Origin of the sequence: Rothia sp. HMSC071F11 (assembly GCF_001809115.1) — a bacterium.
GTDB classification, from domain to species: domain Bacteria; phylum Actinomycetota; class Actinomycetes; order Actinomycetales; family Micrococcaceae; genus Rothia; species Rothia dentocariosa.
On the sequence record NZ_KV795730.1, the window covers coordinates 47,029 to 64,356 of the forward strand.

Genomic DNA, 17,328 nt, shown 5'->3' on the forward strand with positions numbered 1-17,328 from the left:
ACCTTCCATGTGCTTGGGGCTAGATGCCGTCATTCTCTCGCGACCGATGCAATCGGGGCAAGAACGTGATACGCATCCATAGTATTCATATGCTACCGTACACGGGAACGGGACCGACCGCTCAAGTAGCTATCGGCCCCGTTTGTCGTGTATTGTGCGGGGTGCGTTCGCACAGAGCGTGCCCGCACCGCCTTTCGCCGTGGGCTATGCGCTCACTACACCGTCGGCTTAGGCTCCTCATCCGTTTTAGTCTCAACGACCACCGGGACGATCATGGGCTTACGGCGCAGGCGGCGGGAGATCCATGCACCAATGGTACGACGCACAATCTGCTGAAGCTGCTGTACCGTATGTACCTTCTCGGGCGCACGGTGAAGCGCATCCTCAAGGGCGGCGGTAATTTTGGGGGTGATCTCGTCGAAGACCGAATCGTCTTCGGCGATACCGCGGGCATGAATATCTGGCCCGGTTACCACACGTTTGGTAGCACGATCGATCACCGTCACGATAGAGACGAATCCTTCTTCGCCCAGAACGCGGCGGGCCTTAAGATCGTCCTCAGTCACCGAACCGACAGAACGTCCATCCACGTACAAGTATTCGCAGGGAACTTCGCCAACGATCTTCGCTACGCCATCTTTGAGATCCACAACGGTACCGGATTCGCACAGGAGCACGCCTTCTTCGGGAACACCTGTCTCTTTCGCCAGTTCCCCGTTAGCAATCAGGTGACGAACCTCGCCGTGAACAGGCATGACGTTCTTCGGTTCCAGAATGTTGTAGCAGTACAGCAGCTCTCCCGCCGCCGCGTGACCGGAAACGTGAACCTTTGCGTTGCCCTTATGCACAACAGTCACGCCAAGTTTCATCAGGGCATTAATGATGCGGTACACGCTGGTTTCGTTACCCGGAATTAGCGAAGAAGCCAACACGACGGTGTCGCCCGGTTCAAGCTGAACCTTGTGATCGCCATTAGCCATACGCGACAGAGCTGCCATCGGCTCGCCTTGCGAACCGGTACACATGAGTACAAGCTCATCGGGGCGGTATTCATCGACCTTCTTCAAATCTACAAGAACGCCCTCAGGTACCTTGAGGTAACCCAGTTTCTCAGCGATGGTCATGTTGCGCACCATGGAGCGTCCGACCAGCACAACTTTGCGCCCGCGCTCGACTGCGGCATCGAGCACCTGCTGCACGCGGTGAACGTGTGAGGAGAACGAGGCCACGATAATACGACCGGGCGCATCGCGGAATACGCTCGATATAACAGGTCCGATATTTTTTTCGGTGGGTGTAAACCCGGGAACCTCTGCGTTTGTGGAGTCAGGCAGGAATAGATCCACACCTTCGTCGCCCAGACGCGAGAAGTGACGCAGGTCGGTGATGCGCCCATCCAGTGGAAGCTGATCCATCTTAAAGTCGCCGGTGTGTAGCACAGTTCCTGCAGCGGTTCGGATAAATACGGCGAGTGCATCCGGAATAGAGTGGTTAACCGCGATGAACTCGCATTCAAAAGGACCAAATTTTTCGATCTGGTGTTCCTTTACGGTGAGCGTATAAGGCTTGATGCGATGCTCGGCAAGCTTCGCTTCTACCAGCGCGAGAGTGAGTTCGGAACCGATGAGGGGAATATCGGGACGTTTCTTAAGCAGATAAGGTACCGCCCCAATGTGGTCTTCGTGCCCGTGAGTGAGAACCATGGCGACTACATCATCCAGGCGATCGACCACATAGCTGAAGTCGGGCAGGATTAGGTCTACACCGGGCTGGGACTCTTCAGGGAAGAGCACACCGCAGTCTACAATCAGCAGTTTGCCGTTGATTTCGTAGACGGTCATATTTCGACCGACTTCACCCAGACCACCGAGAGGCACCACGCGCAGGGTGTCTTTCTGCAGTTTGGGAGGCGCCGGCAGATCATTTTCAAAAACGCTCATGCGTATCTCCTTATTTTCTATGATTCTATTTTTCGTGTCGTCTAAGGGCGCACCCACTGTGAGTATCAAACTCCGAAGCGTATCGGGCTGCTTCGCGGGTGCTGCTCATGCGGCTTGAGGGGCTGAGAGTCCGTTCGCCAAAGGTCGTGGACGCATCTCGCCTCTAGAGGAGGGGGTCCACGCCTTCACGTTCCGCTTCTGCACGGAAAGCGGACCCGCGTGATCTTCTCGCTACATACGAGTCACGCTGGGTCCGCCCGAAACTAGCCGCAGAAAGTCTTATGCGTTTTTAAGAGTCTGCGCGATAGTGGAGGAAAGCAGATCCGCTCGGATAGCCTCCGCCACCTCGGGTTCGGAAAGTACATGGGGCAGGCGTACAACAGGTGTGCCAAGAACGCCTTGCCAAGCCAGGATTTCTTTGGCAGCAACGGCGCCAGGGGCTCGTCCCATGGTGGCGTTCACAATGGGCACGAGCTGCAGGTTAATGCGCTGCGCACTCACAAGATCCTGCGCTACAACGGCATCGATAAGCTCACGGAAGAGCATGGGTGCCACATGCGCGGTAACTGAAACTAAGCCTACGGCTCCTACTGCCATCCAAGGCAGAGTCAAACCATCATCACCACTGTAGTAATGCAAATCTGTGGTTGCCATAACGTCGGTTGCGGCGCCAAAGTCAGCCTTCGCATCCTTAACAGCAACAATATTATCAAGTTCTGCCAGCCGACGGTAGGTGTCGGGGGCAATCGGGATGCTGGCACGCCCCGGAATATCGTAGAGCATGATGGGTGTACTGGTGGCTTTTGCTACGGTGCTAAAATGCGCGTAAACGCCATGCTGAGTGGGCTTGTTATAGTAGGGAGTCACTACAAGCAAACCGTCAACACCAACCTTTTCAGCGCGACGGGCAAGCTCAATGGTGTGCGCGGTGTCGTTCGAGCCCACGCCAGCAACAATAGAGGCACGGTCTCCTACAGCTTCTTTGACGATGGCGAAAACTCGCTCGTTCTCATCATCGGTCATGGTCGAGTATTCTCCTGTGGTGCCACAGACAATCAACCCGTCATGACCATTGTCAATGAGGTATTCCGCCAGGTGTGCAACCTGTTTTTCATCCACAGATCCGTCTTGAGCGAAGGGCGTTACCATCGCCGTGAGCAGACGCCCAAAGGGCGGGTTTACAAAAGTACCGGGGTTCATCACGTTCTCAGCCATACACCCCAGAGTACTATCTTAAGCTATTCTTACGCTACATTAATTTTGCTTTTGTCCCGAAAATTTTCACTTTTTTGTGGAGTTCTGCATTCTTGAGCTCAAAACGCAACTTCAAGCACTCCTCATGAACACCCATGGACTCCCCTAACAGCCGCGCTATTTCAGGTCGGTCACACCACGGCCGCGGCGCAGAGAAATCGCATTTCGCATAGCGGCGCGGGCACGTTTACGTTCACCGCAGACATCGTACATGCACGAGAGATTAAACCAGGCTTCCCAGCTGTCCGGATTTGCTTCGAGAACATCGGCAAATTTTTCAAGTTCTACTGAAGCAGCCTCACGATCAACCCTTCCGGAAGGACTTCGCGGCAGCGTATCTTCGGGAAGTTTACCCTGGGCATCAAGCTCCTGAGCCATCCGCTGTATACGCGCACCAAATATCACCTCGCGCACAAGCGCCCACGCACCCACTGCGGGCAAAAGTAATAGTCCCGCCCCGAGCAGAATACCTAGGATATTCCCCGACGCAATGAGCACGACCCCACGCTGTGCCGTAAACAGCAGATACAGCCCCAAGAGCGCCACTGTGAGCGCCGCAAAGATTTTACCTTTACCGCCCGCATCCACCAGCATAAATACTCCGCTAAAAATCAGCACGCCCAGTATTGACGCACGAATACCCAGCGGCAGAGGCAGCAGAAGCACGGTACAGACTAATAAGAGACAGGCAATCGCAACCCATAATCTCAGCGAGGTCAGCCACGCACCGCGCCGCGAAGACTTTACCGTTTCTTGTTCTGAGGTCATTGGAGTCGGTATCCGCACGATCTACAGATCCATATACTTATCGAGTCCAACACTCAACCCCGGATGCGCCGCAACCTGCCGCACACCTAAGAGCACACCGGGCATGAAGGATGCGCGGTCGAAAGAATCGTGGCGGATTGTCAAAAGCTGTCCGGGGTCGCCCAGCAGAATTTCCTGATGCGCAACCATGCCGCGAAGCCGCACCGCATGCACGTTAATACCCTCAACTTTGCCGCCGCGAGAGCCCAGAGGATCACTCTCGGTAGCATCCGGGCTGATCCCACGTCCCGCTTCTTCTCGCGCAGCCGCAACCCGGCGTGCTGTGTGAGCGGCTGTTCCCGAGGGGGCATCGACCTTATTGGGGTGGTGAATCTCGATAATCTCAACCGATTCAAAATACGGCGCTGCCTTAGCGGCAAATTCCGTCGCCAAAATGGAGCCCAACGCAAAATTCGGTGCAATCAGCACACCCACCTGCGGGTACTCATCAAGAAGCTCACGCAAGGATTCCACACGTTCTTCAGTCCAGCCGGTAGTACCCACAACAGCATGCACTCCATGCTCTACGGCAAAACGGACGTTCGTCTCGGTAGCGGTCGGCACAGTCAGATCAACCATAATCTCAGCATTGGTTTCAACGAGCTTTTCAAGAGAGTCTTCACGTCCTAAAGCGGCAACTAATTCAAGATCGGGGGCATCGGTAATAGCCTTGACCGCTTCCGACCCCATACGCCCCGATGCGCCAAGAACCGCCACCCGCCGTATTTTAGTCTGCGTTGCTTCTACCATTCTGTTGCCTCCAAAACTTACGAATAGCCCAGTTATCTCTACCCTATTATCGCATGTGGTGTACAGCACGAATCGAGACACTATGTTGCTTATGTACTACGCCCCATCAACGCTCAAGCACCAGCACAACACCCTTATAGATACCAAAATATCTGGTAACCGCGTTTCTTAAATTTCACAAAACTTCCCGATGGCTCCAAACGTCTCTATCTAACAAATAAACTTTTATACTAGTAAACAGTATTTTTCTTCACTCTTTCATCGCCCCGGAGTAACAACACATCATGAAGCAACTTTTTCCGTCCGCGGTCAGCCCCCATGAGGCTAACCGCTCTTTTATGTTGCCCGGGCTCGACGGCCTGCGAGCCATCGCCGTACTCTTGGTAATTGTGTATCATCTCTGGCCTACTTCGGTGCCGGGCGGTATGATCGGGGTCGATATTTTCTTCGTCATCTCGGGATATTTGATTACCGCCCTCTTACTCCGTGAAGGGGCGATAACTGGACGTATTAACCTGTTCCTTTTCTGGAAGCGCCGCGCTCGCAGGCTCCTCCCTGCGATTGCGCTACTCATTTTAGTAACCGGACCCATCGCACTAGCAATAGGCGGCGATATACAGGTCAATCTGGGCAGACAGCTTACTGGCGCAGGCACATTCTCATCTAACTGGCTCTCTATTTTCAGCGGTAACGACTATTTTGCTCAGACTTCTCCCGAACTTTTCACGAACTTTTGGTCGCTTGCCGTTGAAGAGCAGTTCTACCTGTTCTGGCCTCTTCTCCTGGTAGCGGCGGGTGTTATCCTCGGCAGACGGTGGAGACGATTCAGCCTCATTATCTTTATAGCTATCATTGCATCCTTAACAAGCGGCACGGTTATGTTGGCGTTTGGAGCGCCCATCAGCCGTATTTATTACGGTACCGATACCCATGTTTACGGTCTGCTTCTAGGTGTTTTACTAGCTTTTTCGATCCCGTGGTCGCTCTATCCACCTCGTGATAAACACGTTATATATCGAGTGGCGCAACCCTTTGGAGCGGTGACTTTCCTGCGTGTAATTCTCAGCTGGCTCTGCTTGGTTGCTCTCATTTCGCTTGCTCTTCTTATGCCTGAGAAGGCGCCGGGCACTATCCCCTGGGGGCTCCTCGGCGCTTCGCTGCTGACTCTTGGAGTTATTCAAGGAATCCTGCCGGATATGCTCGCCGGGGCATCGTCTCTATTACGTTCGGTGTTATCTTTCGGTCCCCTCACCTGGATTGGGCAGCGATCCTACGGACTTTACCTCTGGCACTGGCCGCTTGCCGTTATGGCGCATTATCTTCTGGGTGTGGATCGTTCACCGCTGTGGAACGTTGTCGTTCTGCTGGTTACCGTCATTATTGCTGAGCTTTCTTATCGTTACCTTGAAACTCCAGTACGGCGATATGGTTTCCGTAGCTCGTTCGCACAATTTTTTGGAAGCATTCGTTACGGCAGGTATCGTGCTCTACCCATTATTGCTTTAGCCCTTGTGATGGGCGCAGGCTCAGCGACTGCCGTCGCGGTACGAACTGCTCCTGATCAAACTAGTGCACAACGCGCCGTTGAAGAAGGCAAAAAGCGCGCCCAGGAACGTTTAAAAGCGCGTGAGGAACAACGAGCACATGCGAGCGCCTCGCCAACAGCAAGTGCGGCAGCAGCGACCCCTAGCTCTGCAGCCCCGGCGGTGCCGTATGAATATCCGCAGGTGAATTCTGCTGATGTAACCGTGATCGGCGATTCTGTAGTGCTTTCTGCAGAGCCCGATATTTATGATGCGATGCCGGACGCCACGATCGATGCGGCGGAGGGACGCACCATTGTTCAGGCGTTGCCCATGGTTAAATCCTGGTCATCGCAGGGAAAAATTGGGAAAGTTTTAGTACTCTCGGTAACCGCTAACTCGACGCTGATGCCCGGTCAGCTTGAAGAGGTTTTGCGGGCGCTTCCGGCAGACACGAAGTTGGTGCTCGCAACGGGGTACGGTCCGCGAACCCTCACCTGGATTGATTCTTCAAATAATCTGATTCGTGAGTTTGCGCAGAAAAATTCTTCCCGCGTCTATATTGCAGACTGGAACGGTGCAATAACGCAGGCGGTGCGGAGCGATCCAAGCCTGATGACTTCGGACGGTGTGCATCCGGAGGTTAAGGGGCAGATGCTCTACGCCCGTATTCTGACGGAGGCGGTTGCTCGGGCACAAAGTTAGGAGGAAATCGTACGTGTAGTGTATTGGTGGCGTTTTTTAAACCTTTTGAATCCACACGCTTCAAACTACGGGTCAAGAAAAACAAACCGTTTTGATACTGGCAGGTTGGAGGAAGGAGTTTTGAAAGTAATTAAACCTTTCAAGAACTTCACGTACCTGGAGTAGCATCATGTGTACGTCTGCATGACCTGCTAAATCTATTCCACATCGTCAAGACGTCTTTGGGATCCAGCTTTGCTTGCTTAGTACATTAGTACAACAAAGTAATACTCCCCTGCATATCAGCAAAAGCCTTCCTATCGGCAGGGTTCCACGAATTGCAGCGAAACAAAATGCTGTTTTCACAGCGCTCAACTAGCATTCCGCTATCACCGGTGAAAGACTCTAGTTGCTTTACATCCGTAAGTCCCCGAGGACCAGCTAAATACTCGTTGTACACAAGGATTGATGATTCTTGAGTGGCACCATGAATAGGTATTCGGGCGTAATTCTCGTCGCCCTGTGTCGGGTTCACATCACCACGAACCAACCTGATTCTCTCCGATAGCTTTCCGTCTGGATGGGTAAACTTACAGCCATAGGCATTTAATCGTAAAGCTACCTCTCCAGCCTGATGCGGTGACGTGAACCGTATTTCCAGTTCCTTCGGGACATCCGTGATATCAATCGCTCCGAAAATCTGCAGCCCCTCCCACTCAAAATAGAACTCCTTGATGGTTGGGCTACGGCGCATCATCTCACTAAAGTCTGGCATGTGTCTTCCCTCCTGCTACCTGAAGGCGTTAGCTGAGATCTATGTCAAAATTCCTTTTGATCGCAAACTTCAACTCATCCATCACATCATCAACCGTTTCCTCCCGCCGAATAGATGACCTTATTGATCCAAGAAAGAACTGCAGACCATCAATATACCCTTTTGAGGTTTCATAATTAGGGCGAGCTATCAATGGTCGATTGTACGCACCTGACTTCTTTGAGGTTTTCGATGCCACCCAATCCACATCATCCCGATACTTTTGCAAGAATACACACAGGCAGAAAGCAAAATCATTGGCCAAGCTGAAAAAAGTACCAGAAATATCATCCATCTCTGGCCCAGTCCTATCCATAGATTCCCTCCCCAACCGCAACAGCTGTTCTAAATCACTGAGAGTGGGAAATTCTTTGCCGCTCGTGGAGCCTAGATACTCTGCAACATACGCGATCCTTGGCCCTTGATCCTCTTTGAACATTTTAACGACCTGCCGCAGCTGGGCTCTAGTCATTACGTCGAACGGCATCGGCTTATGACGCGGCGTAAACCAATCGTAAGCTTGATCAAAATCTTCAAAGTTCATCATGAGTTATAGGTTTTCTCTCTGACATGCTGAAAATACACCAGCGGTGATGTTAGTTGTCTCTTAGACGGTGATGTCGCTAAAAATCTCTCAGAAAGTTCTCTACCGCTAAGAGCCTTGACGAGCTACCCGCAGGGCATCAAGCATCAGGTGATCCGTATCGGTCTCCTGTGAGAAGGAGTACTCGTAGAGCAGATAATCCAGGCTTTTATCCTCCGTAAGAGCGTCTTGAGCATACGATAAAGAGGCGGCAAACCGGGCACGGTAGAAAAGCGGTTGTACAATATCGTACGGTTTATCGGCGTCGAGCTCCTCAAGGTACATCTCGTCCATGCTCTCTGCCCACTGCTGGAGACGTTCGGCGTGGGAGAATATTTCTTGCTCACGCACTATACGCACAATATCCTCAGCCACTTCAAGCGCTGAAAGGTGCTGCTGTTTCCAGTCAAGCCACGCCAATGCTAAAAGGCTGATAAGTTTCTCACGTTGTGATGCATCTAGACCGCAGATTTGCTGTAGTTCTTCGGTATAGTCGGGAGGGACAACGATAGTGAACATAGCGGGGTTCCTTTCGCGAATTCTCCCAACCTTAGCACAAGGATAAAGTGAAACAGGGAGGAATCTCCTCATGAGAAACTCGTGAAAGCTGTACACGATAATCTCTACCATAAAAGCACCGCCCCTATACCCAATATCAAAGGGATTCTATGGAGTCACAGCAGGAAACATCACACGATATATTAGAGTCTCTTCTTCAAGAGTTTGTAGAGCGTGAAGAAGACTTTAGTTTCTACATAAGTCTCTGTCTTCGTCTGCTTGCGCGGTCTCCACAGCACGGTTGGGATGTTAAGGCTTTTATGCGGGGGTTAGAGCCCGAAGATATGGCAGCTCCACGCGATCCTGCCGAGCTCCGAACAAACCCAAAGTTTCTGGAGAGCGAATGGATCATGGGCAAATATTCTATCCTTCTAGAAGCTTTCGACGAGGCGGTAACTTCCCATCACATATCTACTGCCGCTCCAAGAGATACGACCCTGGCAGGATACGATCTTCGCATCCTGTGGAAAATCGTCAATGCCCACTACAGCTCGTATTTTGAGCCAGACCCGCGCAGGCGTGTTAGCTGTGCGATTGAGGGGCTTGTGGGAAAAGATTATTCGGTTGAAGACCTCACACGTGATCTTCAAGATTACCTTGATCGGCATGCGTGTCTGCTTAAACTACCAGACCTCTGCCGCGAGCTGGCGGATCAGGGTAAAGATCTGGCAGTCTTCGCGGACCTTGGTATACGTCTTCTTGAATCCGTCACCTGGCCCGTGGATGATCTGCGTTCCTTCCTTCAGGAAATAGGCTCGGAGGATGTGGTGAATCCAGTCGGTATTCCCAAGCTTGACTGGCACGAGCTGTTTCGCACGTCTGACGATGAGATTTTTGCCGACAGTGAGCGGCTCATGCAGAAGTACAGCATTCTCGCGGATACGCTTGGTGAATTGAGCAGTCCCGCATACTCTCAAGTTGATCTTGCTGCCCGCGTCGCCCACGCCCAGTACGAGCTGTTCTTCGAGTGTGAAGGGCAAACGCGCCTCCTGAAGGCTCTGCGGATTCTTTTATCGGAGGATTACACGGCCGATATGCTTTGCACTGATGCAGAGGCATATCTAGCAGATCGGTAAAAAGTTAAGGTCAGCACGATTAGGCTGCCAGAAATTCCAGGAGGTCTTGAACGAAAAGCTCCGGCTCCTCCAGAGCCGCAAAGTGTCCGCCGCGCTCAGGATGTGTAAACCTAACAACATTGAAAAACCGTTCCGCATATTCGCGTGGAGGATTACTGATATCGTGCGGGAAAATCGCGAATGCGGTTGGCACCTCTACCCTACCCTGCTGTATATTCCCGGTGCCCAAAGCCTCCCGATATATCCTTGCGGCAGAGTGCCCGGTATTCGTTATCCAGTACAGCATCGTATTTGCGATAATAATATCCCATGAAATCCCGTTTTCGCTCCACGACTGCATTTTCTCCGCCATAAAAGCAGCCAAAAATACTGGTGAATCGGCAAAACCGTAAGAAACAGTCAAAGGTTTTGTGGAAAGCAGCATATAGTAACCGCCTTCAACCTGCGACCAACGCGCAACCCGGTTCAAATAATCTTGTTCTGCATCCGAAAGCGTGCTCCTATCGAGAGAATACTGGTTTGAAAACGGGACATCGGTCAAGTGCAGTTTCAGGATACTCTGCGGATAACGCAGCGCCATCTGCTGACCAATCGAGGCTCCCCAATCACCGCCGTGTACCATATAGTGTTCATAACCCAACTGTTCCATCAACGTATGGAGCCGCTCGGCAATATCTGCGACAGTATGTTTTTCCAGCTGTTCCGAGAAAGCGAATCCGGGAAGCGAGGGAACAACAACGTTATACTCCGCCTCAACAAGAGGATGAATCACCGGAATATACCGTAAGAAAGAATCGGGCCAGCCGTGAATCAGCAGAACTGTACCAAGATTTTGTGGACTTTGCTCATGAAGAGCGTGCAGCTCTTTGCCCTGTATTGTATAGATGCCATGACGATACGAGTTCAATATTTTCTGTTGCGCCGCCCAGTTATACTCGGTAAGCCAATAGTCCACGAGATTTTTCATAAACTCGACCGAGATTCCTGCGCTACTTTCCTGTTCATCTAGAACAACAGGAAAACGTGCACCCCGCAAACGGACCTTCAGGTCTTCAAGTACTTCGTGCGATACGTCAATATATAGGTCTCGCATAAGCTTCTTTCCTCCCCCAGCCTTCTCTCTATGAATACTCCTTACCGCATTACATGCCACCATATAACAAATCCCGCAGGGACACAGACGTTTTCGTCATCAGACACGAGAACGTCTACGCGCTGCGGGGTTTTCGGGAATAATAAAGGGTGTTAGCGCACAATCGTAGTGATCATCTGCTGCTCCCCCAGATACCTGGCAAGGTCGTGCACATCGTCAAGGGTAACCGCACGAATTTTTTCCAATAGCTCATCGGTGCTCGTGAATTTCCCTGAGTCCAGCTCGGCACGCCCCAGTCGGGACATCCGAGAACCCGAGTCCTCACTGCCCAAAACAGTTGAACCGGCCAGCTGCCCACGTACTTTACTGAGCTCTTCCTCAGTAATTCCTGCGGACACCAACTTATCAAACTCATACTGCAAGAGTTCACACACCTGCTCGGTTTTAGCGGGCAAGCACCCTGCGTACATGCCGAAATACCCCGCATCGGAGTAGGCGCCCGAGAACGCAAACGTACTGTACGCCAGCCCGCGTTTTTCACGAATCTCTTGGAAAAGCCGCGAAGACATGCCCGACCCAAAAGCACTCGACAGCACACTCATCGCGTAGCGGCGCTCATCCCCAGCGATAATACTCGGGCACCCCATCACAATATTGGTCTGTTCAAAGCCCTTCTGCACCTCGTGCAGTTTGGAAAACGGGACAATACCGCTCTCAGTACGCACACGGCGCGGTACCGGAACCACACCCTCAAGAAGGTTCCAGCCGTAGCGGGTGAGCGCATCCAACACAAGGTTTACGATGTGCGAGTGCTCCAGCGACCCAGCCGCCGAGATGACGAGGCGATCCGGCGTGTAATACTTTTTGTAATGTTCCCACACAGCATCCCGCGGAACCTGCATAATCTCCTGCGGAGTACCACCAATCGGGCGACCCAGCGGGTTCTGGCCCATAAGCTGTTCTACAAAATTCTCGAAGGCAACGTCCGTAGGATCATCCTGGTCCATGGCAATCTCTTCCAGAATCACCCCGCGCTCCTGCTCCAGATGCTCTGGATCGAGCAAAGCGTTACTCACCATATCAGCCAGAACATCAACCGCCATCGGGGTATCATCGTCAAGTACACGCGCATAATAGCAGGTATGTTCCTTCGCAGTGAGGGCGTTTGATTCGCCTCCCACCGCGTCGAATGCCTGGGCAATATCAAAAGCAGTTCGAGACGGAGTTCCTTTAAAGAGCAGGTGCTCCAAAAAGTGGGTAGACCCCAACATACCGGGTGCTTCATCCCGGGAGCCGACCCCCACCCAGAATCCGAGGGAAACGCCGCGGGTGCCAGGCATCCGCTCCGTTATCACCCGAACACCACCGGGCAAAATCGATCGGCGAACTTCATTACCATTTACACCCTCGTAAACCAGGCGACCGCGTTCATAGTCGAGCTCAGCGGTAATCTCATCGCGCGCAACGGGAAGAGCAATAGGCATCAGTGAATAATCCTTAGCAAACCAAATGTATATAGCGAGCCGTATAAGTCAGAGTAAACGCCAGCCCATCATGAGAACAACCCTCAGGAGTCTCAGGACGAGCTGGCGCTGCTTATCCGACAGAAAAACCAGCAAGTTCCTTAGTCAAGGTGCGGTTTATATCGGGGAGAGTTTCTACTAGGCATCCTCAGCATCAATCACCGGGGAGAGCGAAAGCTTGCCGCGATCGTCAATCTTAGTGATCTCAACCTGCACCTTCTGCCCCACCGAAACAACGTCATCGGCATCCACCACACGCTTACCACCGTTGAGCTTGCGCATCTCAGAAATATGAAGCAGACCGTCCTTACCGGGGGTAAGCGAAATGAACGCACCGAAATCGGTCACCTTCACAACGGTACCCAGGTAGCGCTCGCCGATCTCGGGAACCTGCGGGTTCGCGATCGCGTTGATAGCGGTGCGTGCAGCCTCAGCCGAAGGACCGTCGGTTGCACCGATAAAGACAGTACCATCGTCTTCAATCGAAATATCGGCACCGGTATCTTCCTGGATCTGGTTAATCATCTTGCCCTTCGGGCCGATAACCTCGCCAATCTTAGCGACCGGAACCTTCACCGAGATGATGCGCGGCGCAAATTCGCTCATCTCATCGGGGGCATCAATAGCTGCGGTGATCACATCCAGAATGTGCAGACGAGCCTCACGTGCCTGGGTCAGTGCACCCGCCAGCACAGATGCAGGAATGCCGTCGAGCTTGGTGTCCAGCTGAATAGCAGTCACAAATTCGCTGGTACCGGCAACCTTGAAGTCCATATCGCCTAGGGCATCTTCGGCACCCAGAATATCGGTCAGTGCGGCGTAACGGGTTTCGCCATCAACCTCATCAGAGACAAGACCCATTGCGATACCTGCAACGGGCGCGCGCAGAGGCACACCGGCATTGAGCAGCGACAGGGTCGAAGCGCAGACCGAGCCCATCGACGTGGAGCCGTTCGAGCCCAGAGCCTCAGAGACCTGGCGGATCGCGTAGGGGAACTCCTCGCGCGAGGGCAGCACCGGGGTAAGCGCACGTTCCGCAAGTGCACCGTGACCGATTTCGCGGCGCTTGGGCGAACCAACACGGCCGGTCTCGCCGGTAGAGTACGGCGGGAAGTTGTAGTGGTGAATGTAACGCTTGGACGTGACCGGGTACAACGAATCGAGCTGCTGCTCCAGCTTGAGCATATTCAAGGTGGTCACGCCCATAATCTGGGTTTCGCCACGCTCAAAAATCGCCGAACCGTGCACGCGCGGCAGTACTTCAACCTCGGCGGTCAACTGACGAATATCGGTGAGTCCGCGACCATCAATGCGCACCTGTTCAGTGAGGATGCGCTGGCGCACGGTGTGCTTGGTAAGAGCCGCAAACGCCACTGAAACTTCATTAGCGCGCTCCTCAAACTCTTTACCTTCCCCGGTGAGGGCTTCCATCAGCTCGGCTTCAAGCTCAGCGGCAGCAGCTTCACGGTCCTGTTTACCCGCGATGGAGTAAACTTCCACGAGGCGCTCGCCCGCGAAGTCCTTCACGGCGGCGTCAACATCTTCACCATGCCCGCCGAAGTAGGGAAGCTCCAGATCGGGTTTACCGGCACGCTCAACAAGATCAGCCTGCGCCTTGCACAGAGCAGCAATAAAGGGCTTCGCAGCCTCCAAACCTTCAGCCACGATCTCTTCGGTGGGAGCAGCGTGTCCGTCTTCCTTGATGAGCTTCCAAGAATTATCGGTTGCCTCTGCCTCTACCATCATGATCGCAACGTCTTCGCTGCCATCCGCCTTGGTCACGATGCGACCGGCCACAGCCATATCGAATACGGCGTTTTCCAGCTGAGAGTATTTGGGGAAGCACACCCATTGCCCATCGATAAGAGCCATACGCACACCGCCGATAGGCCCGCTAAAGGGCGCACCCGATAGAGCAGTTGATGCGGATGCCGCGTTAATCGCAAAGGTATTGTAAATTTCGTCTGGCTCGATGGTCAGAACGGTTACGACAACCTGCACTTCGTTACGAATGCCCTTGGTAAAAGCGGGGCGCAGCGGACGGTCAATTAGACGTGCCGCAAGAATCGCCTCGGTCGGGGGCCGTCCCTCGCGGCGGAAGAACGAACCGGGAATTTTACCGGCAGCGTACATGCGCTCTTCAACGTCTACGGTCAGCGGGAAGAAGTCAAAGCCCTCGCGGGGAGATTTACCAATTGCGGTTGCTGAAAGCAGCGTTGTTTCGTCATCGATCGTGACGAGCACGGATCCTGCCGCTTGCTTGGCGAGGCGGCCAGTTTCAAAACGTACATGGCGTTTGCCATGAATACCATTGTCAATTTCTACTTCAGAGAATTGGATTTCGGGACCTTCCACGATTCCTTCTTTCTGTGTTCGTGTGCCCGTCGCCGTTTCCACCCAATCTATCGGCCTTCGATAGGAAACCACGGACGTCGTACCCTGAACCTCTGTTGTGCACAGGAGTATTCCGTAATTCGCTACCGAGGACCGCGCCGGGGCGTGTCTGGAACGAGCACTTTTTATAAACTGTTTATCTGAAAAATGGACGGGTTTCCGTACATGATAACGCGGGCGCATCCCCCGCCGTGCGACGGAGGATGCGCCCGCTTAGCGTTACCTGCAAGGTACGAAAACCTTAGCGACGCAGACCAAGACGCTCAATGAGCGAACGGTAGCGTTCAATATCAATATCCTTGAGGTAGCCTAGCATATTGCGACGACGACCCACGAGGATCATCAGACCACGACGGGAGTGGTGATCGTGCTTGTGGAACTTCAAGTGCTCAGTCAGGTCGGAGATTCGACGAGACAGAACTGCAATCTGCACCTCGGGAGAACCAGTGTCACCCTCGTGAGTTGCGTATTCCTTGATGATTTCCTGCTTGATAGCGGGATCCAATGCCACTGTATAACTCCTAGAGTTAGTGCCGCGTAGCTGCCCGCACGACCGTATGTCGCCGGGGTTTTGGGCGTATGCCCCTCACGTCTTCTGCCGCGGACCGCAGACACGCGTTTAACATATTCTACGCTACTTTTACAGGTTTTGAAAGATTACCGCCGCAGCACATTCCGTATTTAGGCATAGTATTTCCGCCCGCAATACCGCATTTATCCATCCTGAGCATCAGGTGCGATCGTCAGTTTTGCGTTCTTTGCCAACCGTGGCGCTACCGCTAGGCGATAGTACGCGAGAAGGAAAACACACCATATAGCGCCAACAACAAGAGCCAAACGAGTGTCATCAAAGAACCCGAAGAGCACGACGATGAACGCCATAAATGCAAGCGTTATATAGCTGACGACAAGAGGAAGCCGCACGGGCTGCACTTCGTCTTCGTATCCCCCACGTTTATAGGCGATGTGCGCCAGCAGAATCATAACCCACACGAAAACGGTCGCGAATGTTGCCAGCGAAGCGACTACTTCAAAAGCATTCTCGAACGCGATATTCACGATCACGCCCACCGCCATAACCACGATCATCAGAAGAGTTGTCATCCAGGGCGCACCGTTTTTTGCAACCTTGCCGAATGATTTCGGGGCCAGCCCCTGCTTTGCCAGCCCGTACATCATACGCCCGGCACCGTAAACATCGGCGTTCATCGCAGACACGGCGGCGGTAATAATAACCACGTTGAGGATTGATCCTGCCGCCGGAATTCCCAGGTTCTCGAAGATCTGCACAAAAGGCGAGTTCTCTTTAGTGACAGAGTACCAAGGGTAGAGCGACATAATGACGGAGAGAGTCAGCACATAGAAGATCAGGATGCGGAACGGCACAGTACGAATAGCCTTAGGAATCGACGTGCGTGGGTTTTCCGCCTCCCCCGCCGCGATACCGATATTCTCAATACCGCCAAAGGCAAACATCACCACGGTAAAACATGCCAGGAAACCGGTAAACCCTTCGGGCATAAAACCGCCATCGAGAGCCCACAAGTTTGTGACGGACGGCTCCACCGAGGTGTGTGCCTGCACGCCGACGAAAAGCAGAATAATTCCGCCCACAATCATGGCGATAATAGCGCTTACCTTGACAATAGTGAACCAAAATTCTGTCTCGCCAAAGGCTTTCACCTTGGCAAGGTTAATGGCGAGCAGAATGAGCAGCACCGATACGATCCAGATCCACGAGGGCGACTGGGGGAACCAGAACTTCATATATACAGCAAATGCTGTCACATCCGCGATGGCAACGAGCGCCATTTCCAGAGCATAGCTCCAGCCGGTGACGAACCCAGCCCAAGGTCCCAGATACCGGGTTGCGTATTCCGAGAACGCGCCAGATACGGGGTGTGCCAGCGCGAGCTCCCCCATAGCACGCATCACCATGAAAACGGCAGCTCCGCCAATCACATAGGCGAGTAGCACAGCGGGGCCTGCCAGCTGGATGGCGGAGGCGGAGCCGTAAAAGAGTCCGGTGCCAATTGCTGAGCCAAGCGCAATGAACATGATGTGACGCAGGGAGAGTCCGCGCGATAGCTGGGGCGCATCCTCGGTGGAGATAGCGCCGTTTGCGGTGGTTGCCGCAGAGTTAGCGTTATTCTTCATTTTTCCTTACCTCGCGGGTTAGCGGTGTAACCTCTTGAAAATCTTATGTTCTGGTTGCTTCTGCGGTGTGGCTTTTGTTGCCGTATGCCGTGCACCTCCCCGTCGAGGTTGTGGGATGCGCCCGGCGTACTCCCCCGTGCATCCTTGCGATTTTTGGTTACGGTGAACCATA

Annotated in this window: 14 protein-coding genes; 2 read left to right on the top strand and 12 right to left on the bottom strand. The window is 53.1% G+C overall.

The genetic code is table 11. The features are described from left to right. Positions 1-215 precede the first annotated feature (215 nt). The 4 genes from HMPREF2554_RS01210 to dapB all read right to left on the bottom strand — a co-directional run bounded on the left by HMPREF2554_RS01210 (position 216) and on the right by dapB (position 4,751). Positions 216-1,940, bottom strand: a complete 1,725-nt coding sequence (locus HMPREF2554_RS01210) for a ribonuclease J (RefSeq protein WP_013398755.1) — start codon at positions 1,938-1,940, stop codon at positions 216-218. A gap of 279 nt (positions 1,941-2,219) precedes the next feature. Beyond that, on the bottom strand, positions 2,220-3,155 hold the full coding sequence (dapA, locus tag HMPREF2554_RS01215) for a 4-hydroxy-tetrahydrodipicolinate synthase (protein WP_013398754.1): 936 nt from the start codon (positions 3,153-3,155) through the stop codon (positions 2,220-2,222). A 156-nt stretch (positions 3,156-3,311) separates the two neighbouring features. Continuing rightward, positions 3,312-3,962, bottom strand: coding sequence for a tetratricopeptide repeat protein (locus tag HMPREF2554_RS01220; protein WP_013398753.1), 651 nt, complete (start codon positions 3,960-3,962; stop codon positions 3,312-3,314). Between the two features lie 21 nt (positions 3,963-3,983). After that, a complete protein-coding gene (gene dapB / locus HMPREF2554_RS01225) occupies positions 3,984-4,751 on the bottom strand; it encodes a 4-hydroxy-tetrahydrodipicolinate reductase (RefSeq protein WP_013398752.1) in 768 nt (255 codons plus the stop codon). Positions 4,752-5,035: 284 nt separating this feature from the next. On the opposite strand from dapB, the gene HMPREF2554_RS01230 reads away from it, so the two are divergent. Next, positions 5,036-6,979, top strand: coding sequence for an acyltransferase family protein (locus HMPREF2554_RS01230; protein WP_013398751.1), 1,944 nt, complete (start codon positions 5,036-5,038; stop codon positions 6,977-6,979). A gap of 250 nt (positions 6,980-7,229) precedes the next feature. On the opposite strand, the gene HMPREF2554_RS01235 is transcribed toward HMPREF2554_RS01230, so the two are convergent. The 3 genes from HMPREF2554_RS01235 to HMPREF2554_RS01245 form a co-directional block, all read right to left on the bottom strand. Next, complete coding sequence (locus HMPREF2554_RS01235; RefSeq protein WP_070553645.1) at positions 7,230-7,733, bottom strand: hypothetical protein; 504 nt, start codon at positions 7,731-7,733, stop codon at positions 7,230-7,232. Positions 7,734-7,761: 28 nt separating this feature from the next. Beyond that, the gene (locus HMPREF2554_RS01240; protein ID WP_013398748.1) at positions 7,762-8,319 is read right to left on the bottom strand and encodes a hypothetical protein; all 558 of its coding nucleotides are present in this window, start codon (positions 8,317-8,319) and stop codon (positions 7,762-7,764) included. 105 nt (positions 8,320-8,424) lie between these two features. Beyond that, positions 8,425-8,874 (bottom strand): hypothetical protein, encoded by a 450-nt coding sequence (locus HMPREF2554_RS01245; RefSeq protein WP_239652982.1) that lies wholly within the window; start codon positions 8,872-8,874, stop codon positions 8,425-8,427. Between the two features lie 149 nt (positions 8,875-9,023). On the opposite strand from HMPREF2554_RS01245, the gene HMPREF2554_RS01250 reads away from it, so the two are divergent. Beyond that, on the top strand, positions 9,024-9,989 hold the full coding sequence (locus HMPREF2554_RS01250; RefSeq protein ID WP_013398746.1) for a hypothetical protein: 966 nt from the start codon (positions 9,024-9,026) through the stop codon (positions 9,987-9,989). 19 nt (positions 9,990-10,008) lie between these two features. Here the strand turns inward: HMPREF2554_RS01250 and HMPREF2554_RS01255 are convergent, their stop codons facing one another. The 5 genes from HMPREF2554_RS01255 to HMPREF2554_RS01275 all read right to left on the bottom strand — a co-directional run bounded on the left by HMPREF2554_RS01255 (position 10,009) and on the right by HMPREF2554_RS01275 (position 17,156). Continuing rightward, entirely contained in the window at positions 10,009-11,082 is a 1,074-nt protein-coding gene (locus tag HMPREF2554_RS01255) for an epoxide hydrolase family protein (protein WP_041321719.1), read from the bottom strand. Positions 11,083-11,234: 152 nt separating this feature from the next. Continuing rightward, positions 11,235-12,566 carry a M16 family metallopeptidase gene (locus HMPREF2554_RS01260; RefSeq protein WP_070553647.1) on the bottom strand — a complete coding sequence of 444 codons (1,332 nt, stop codon included), beginning with the start codon at positions 12,564-12,566 and terminating at the stop codon, positions 11,235-11,237. 177 nt (positions 12,567-12,743) lie between these two features. Further along, positions 12,744-14,960 (bottom strand): polyribonucleotide nucleotidyltransferase, encoded by a 2,217-nt coding sequence (locus HMPREF2554_RS01265; protein ID WP_070553650.1) that lies wholly within the window; start codon positions 14,958-14,960, stop codon positions 12,744-12,746. 280 nt (positions 14,961-15,240) lie between these two features. After that, positions 15,241-15,510, bottom strand: coding sequence for a 30S ribosomal protein S15 (gene rpsO / locus HMPREF2554_RS01270; RefSeq protein WP_004006251.1), 270 nt, complete (start codon positions 15,508-15,510; stop codon positions 15,241-15,243). A 203-nt stretch (positions 15,511-15,713) separates the two neighbouring features. Continuing rightward, the gene (locus HMPREF2554_RS01275; protein ID WP_070553652.1) at positions 15,714-17,156 is read right to left on the bottom strand and encodes an amino acid permease; all 1,443 of its coding nucleotides are present in this window, start codon (positions 17,154-17,156) and stop codon (positions 15,714-15,716) included. Between the last annotated feature and the right edge of the window lie 172 nt (positions 17,157-17,328).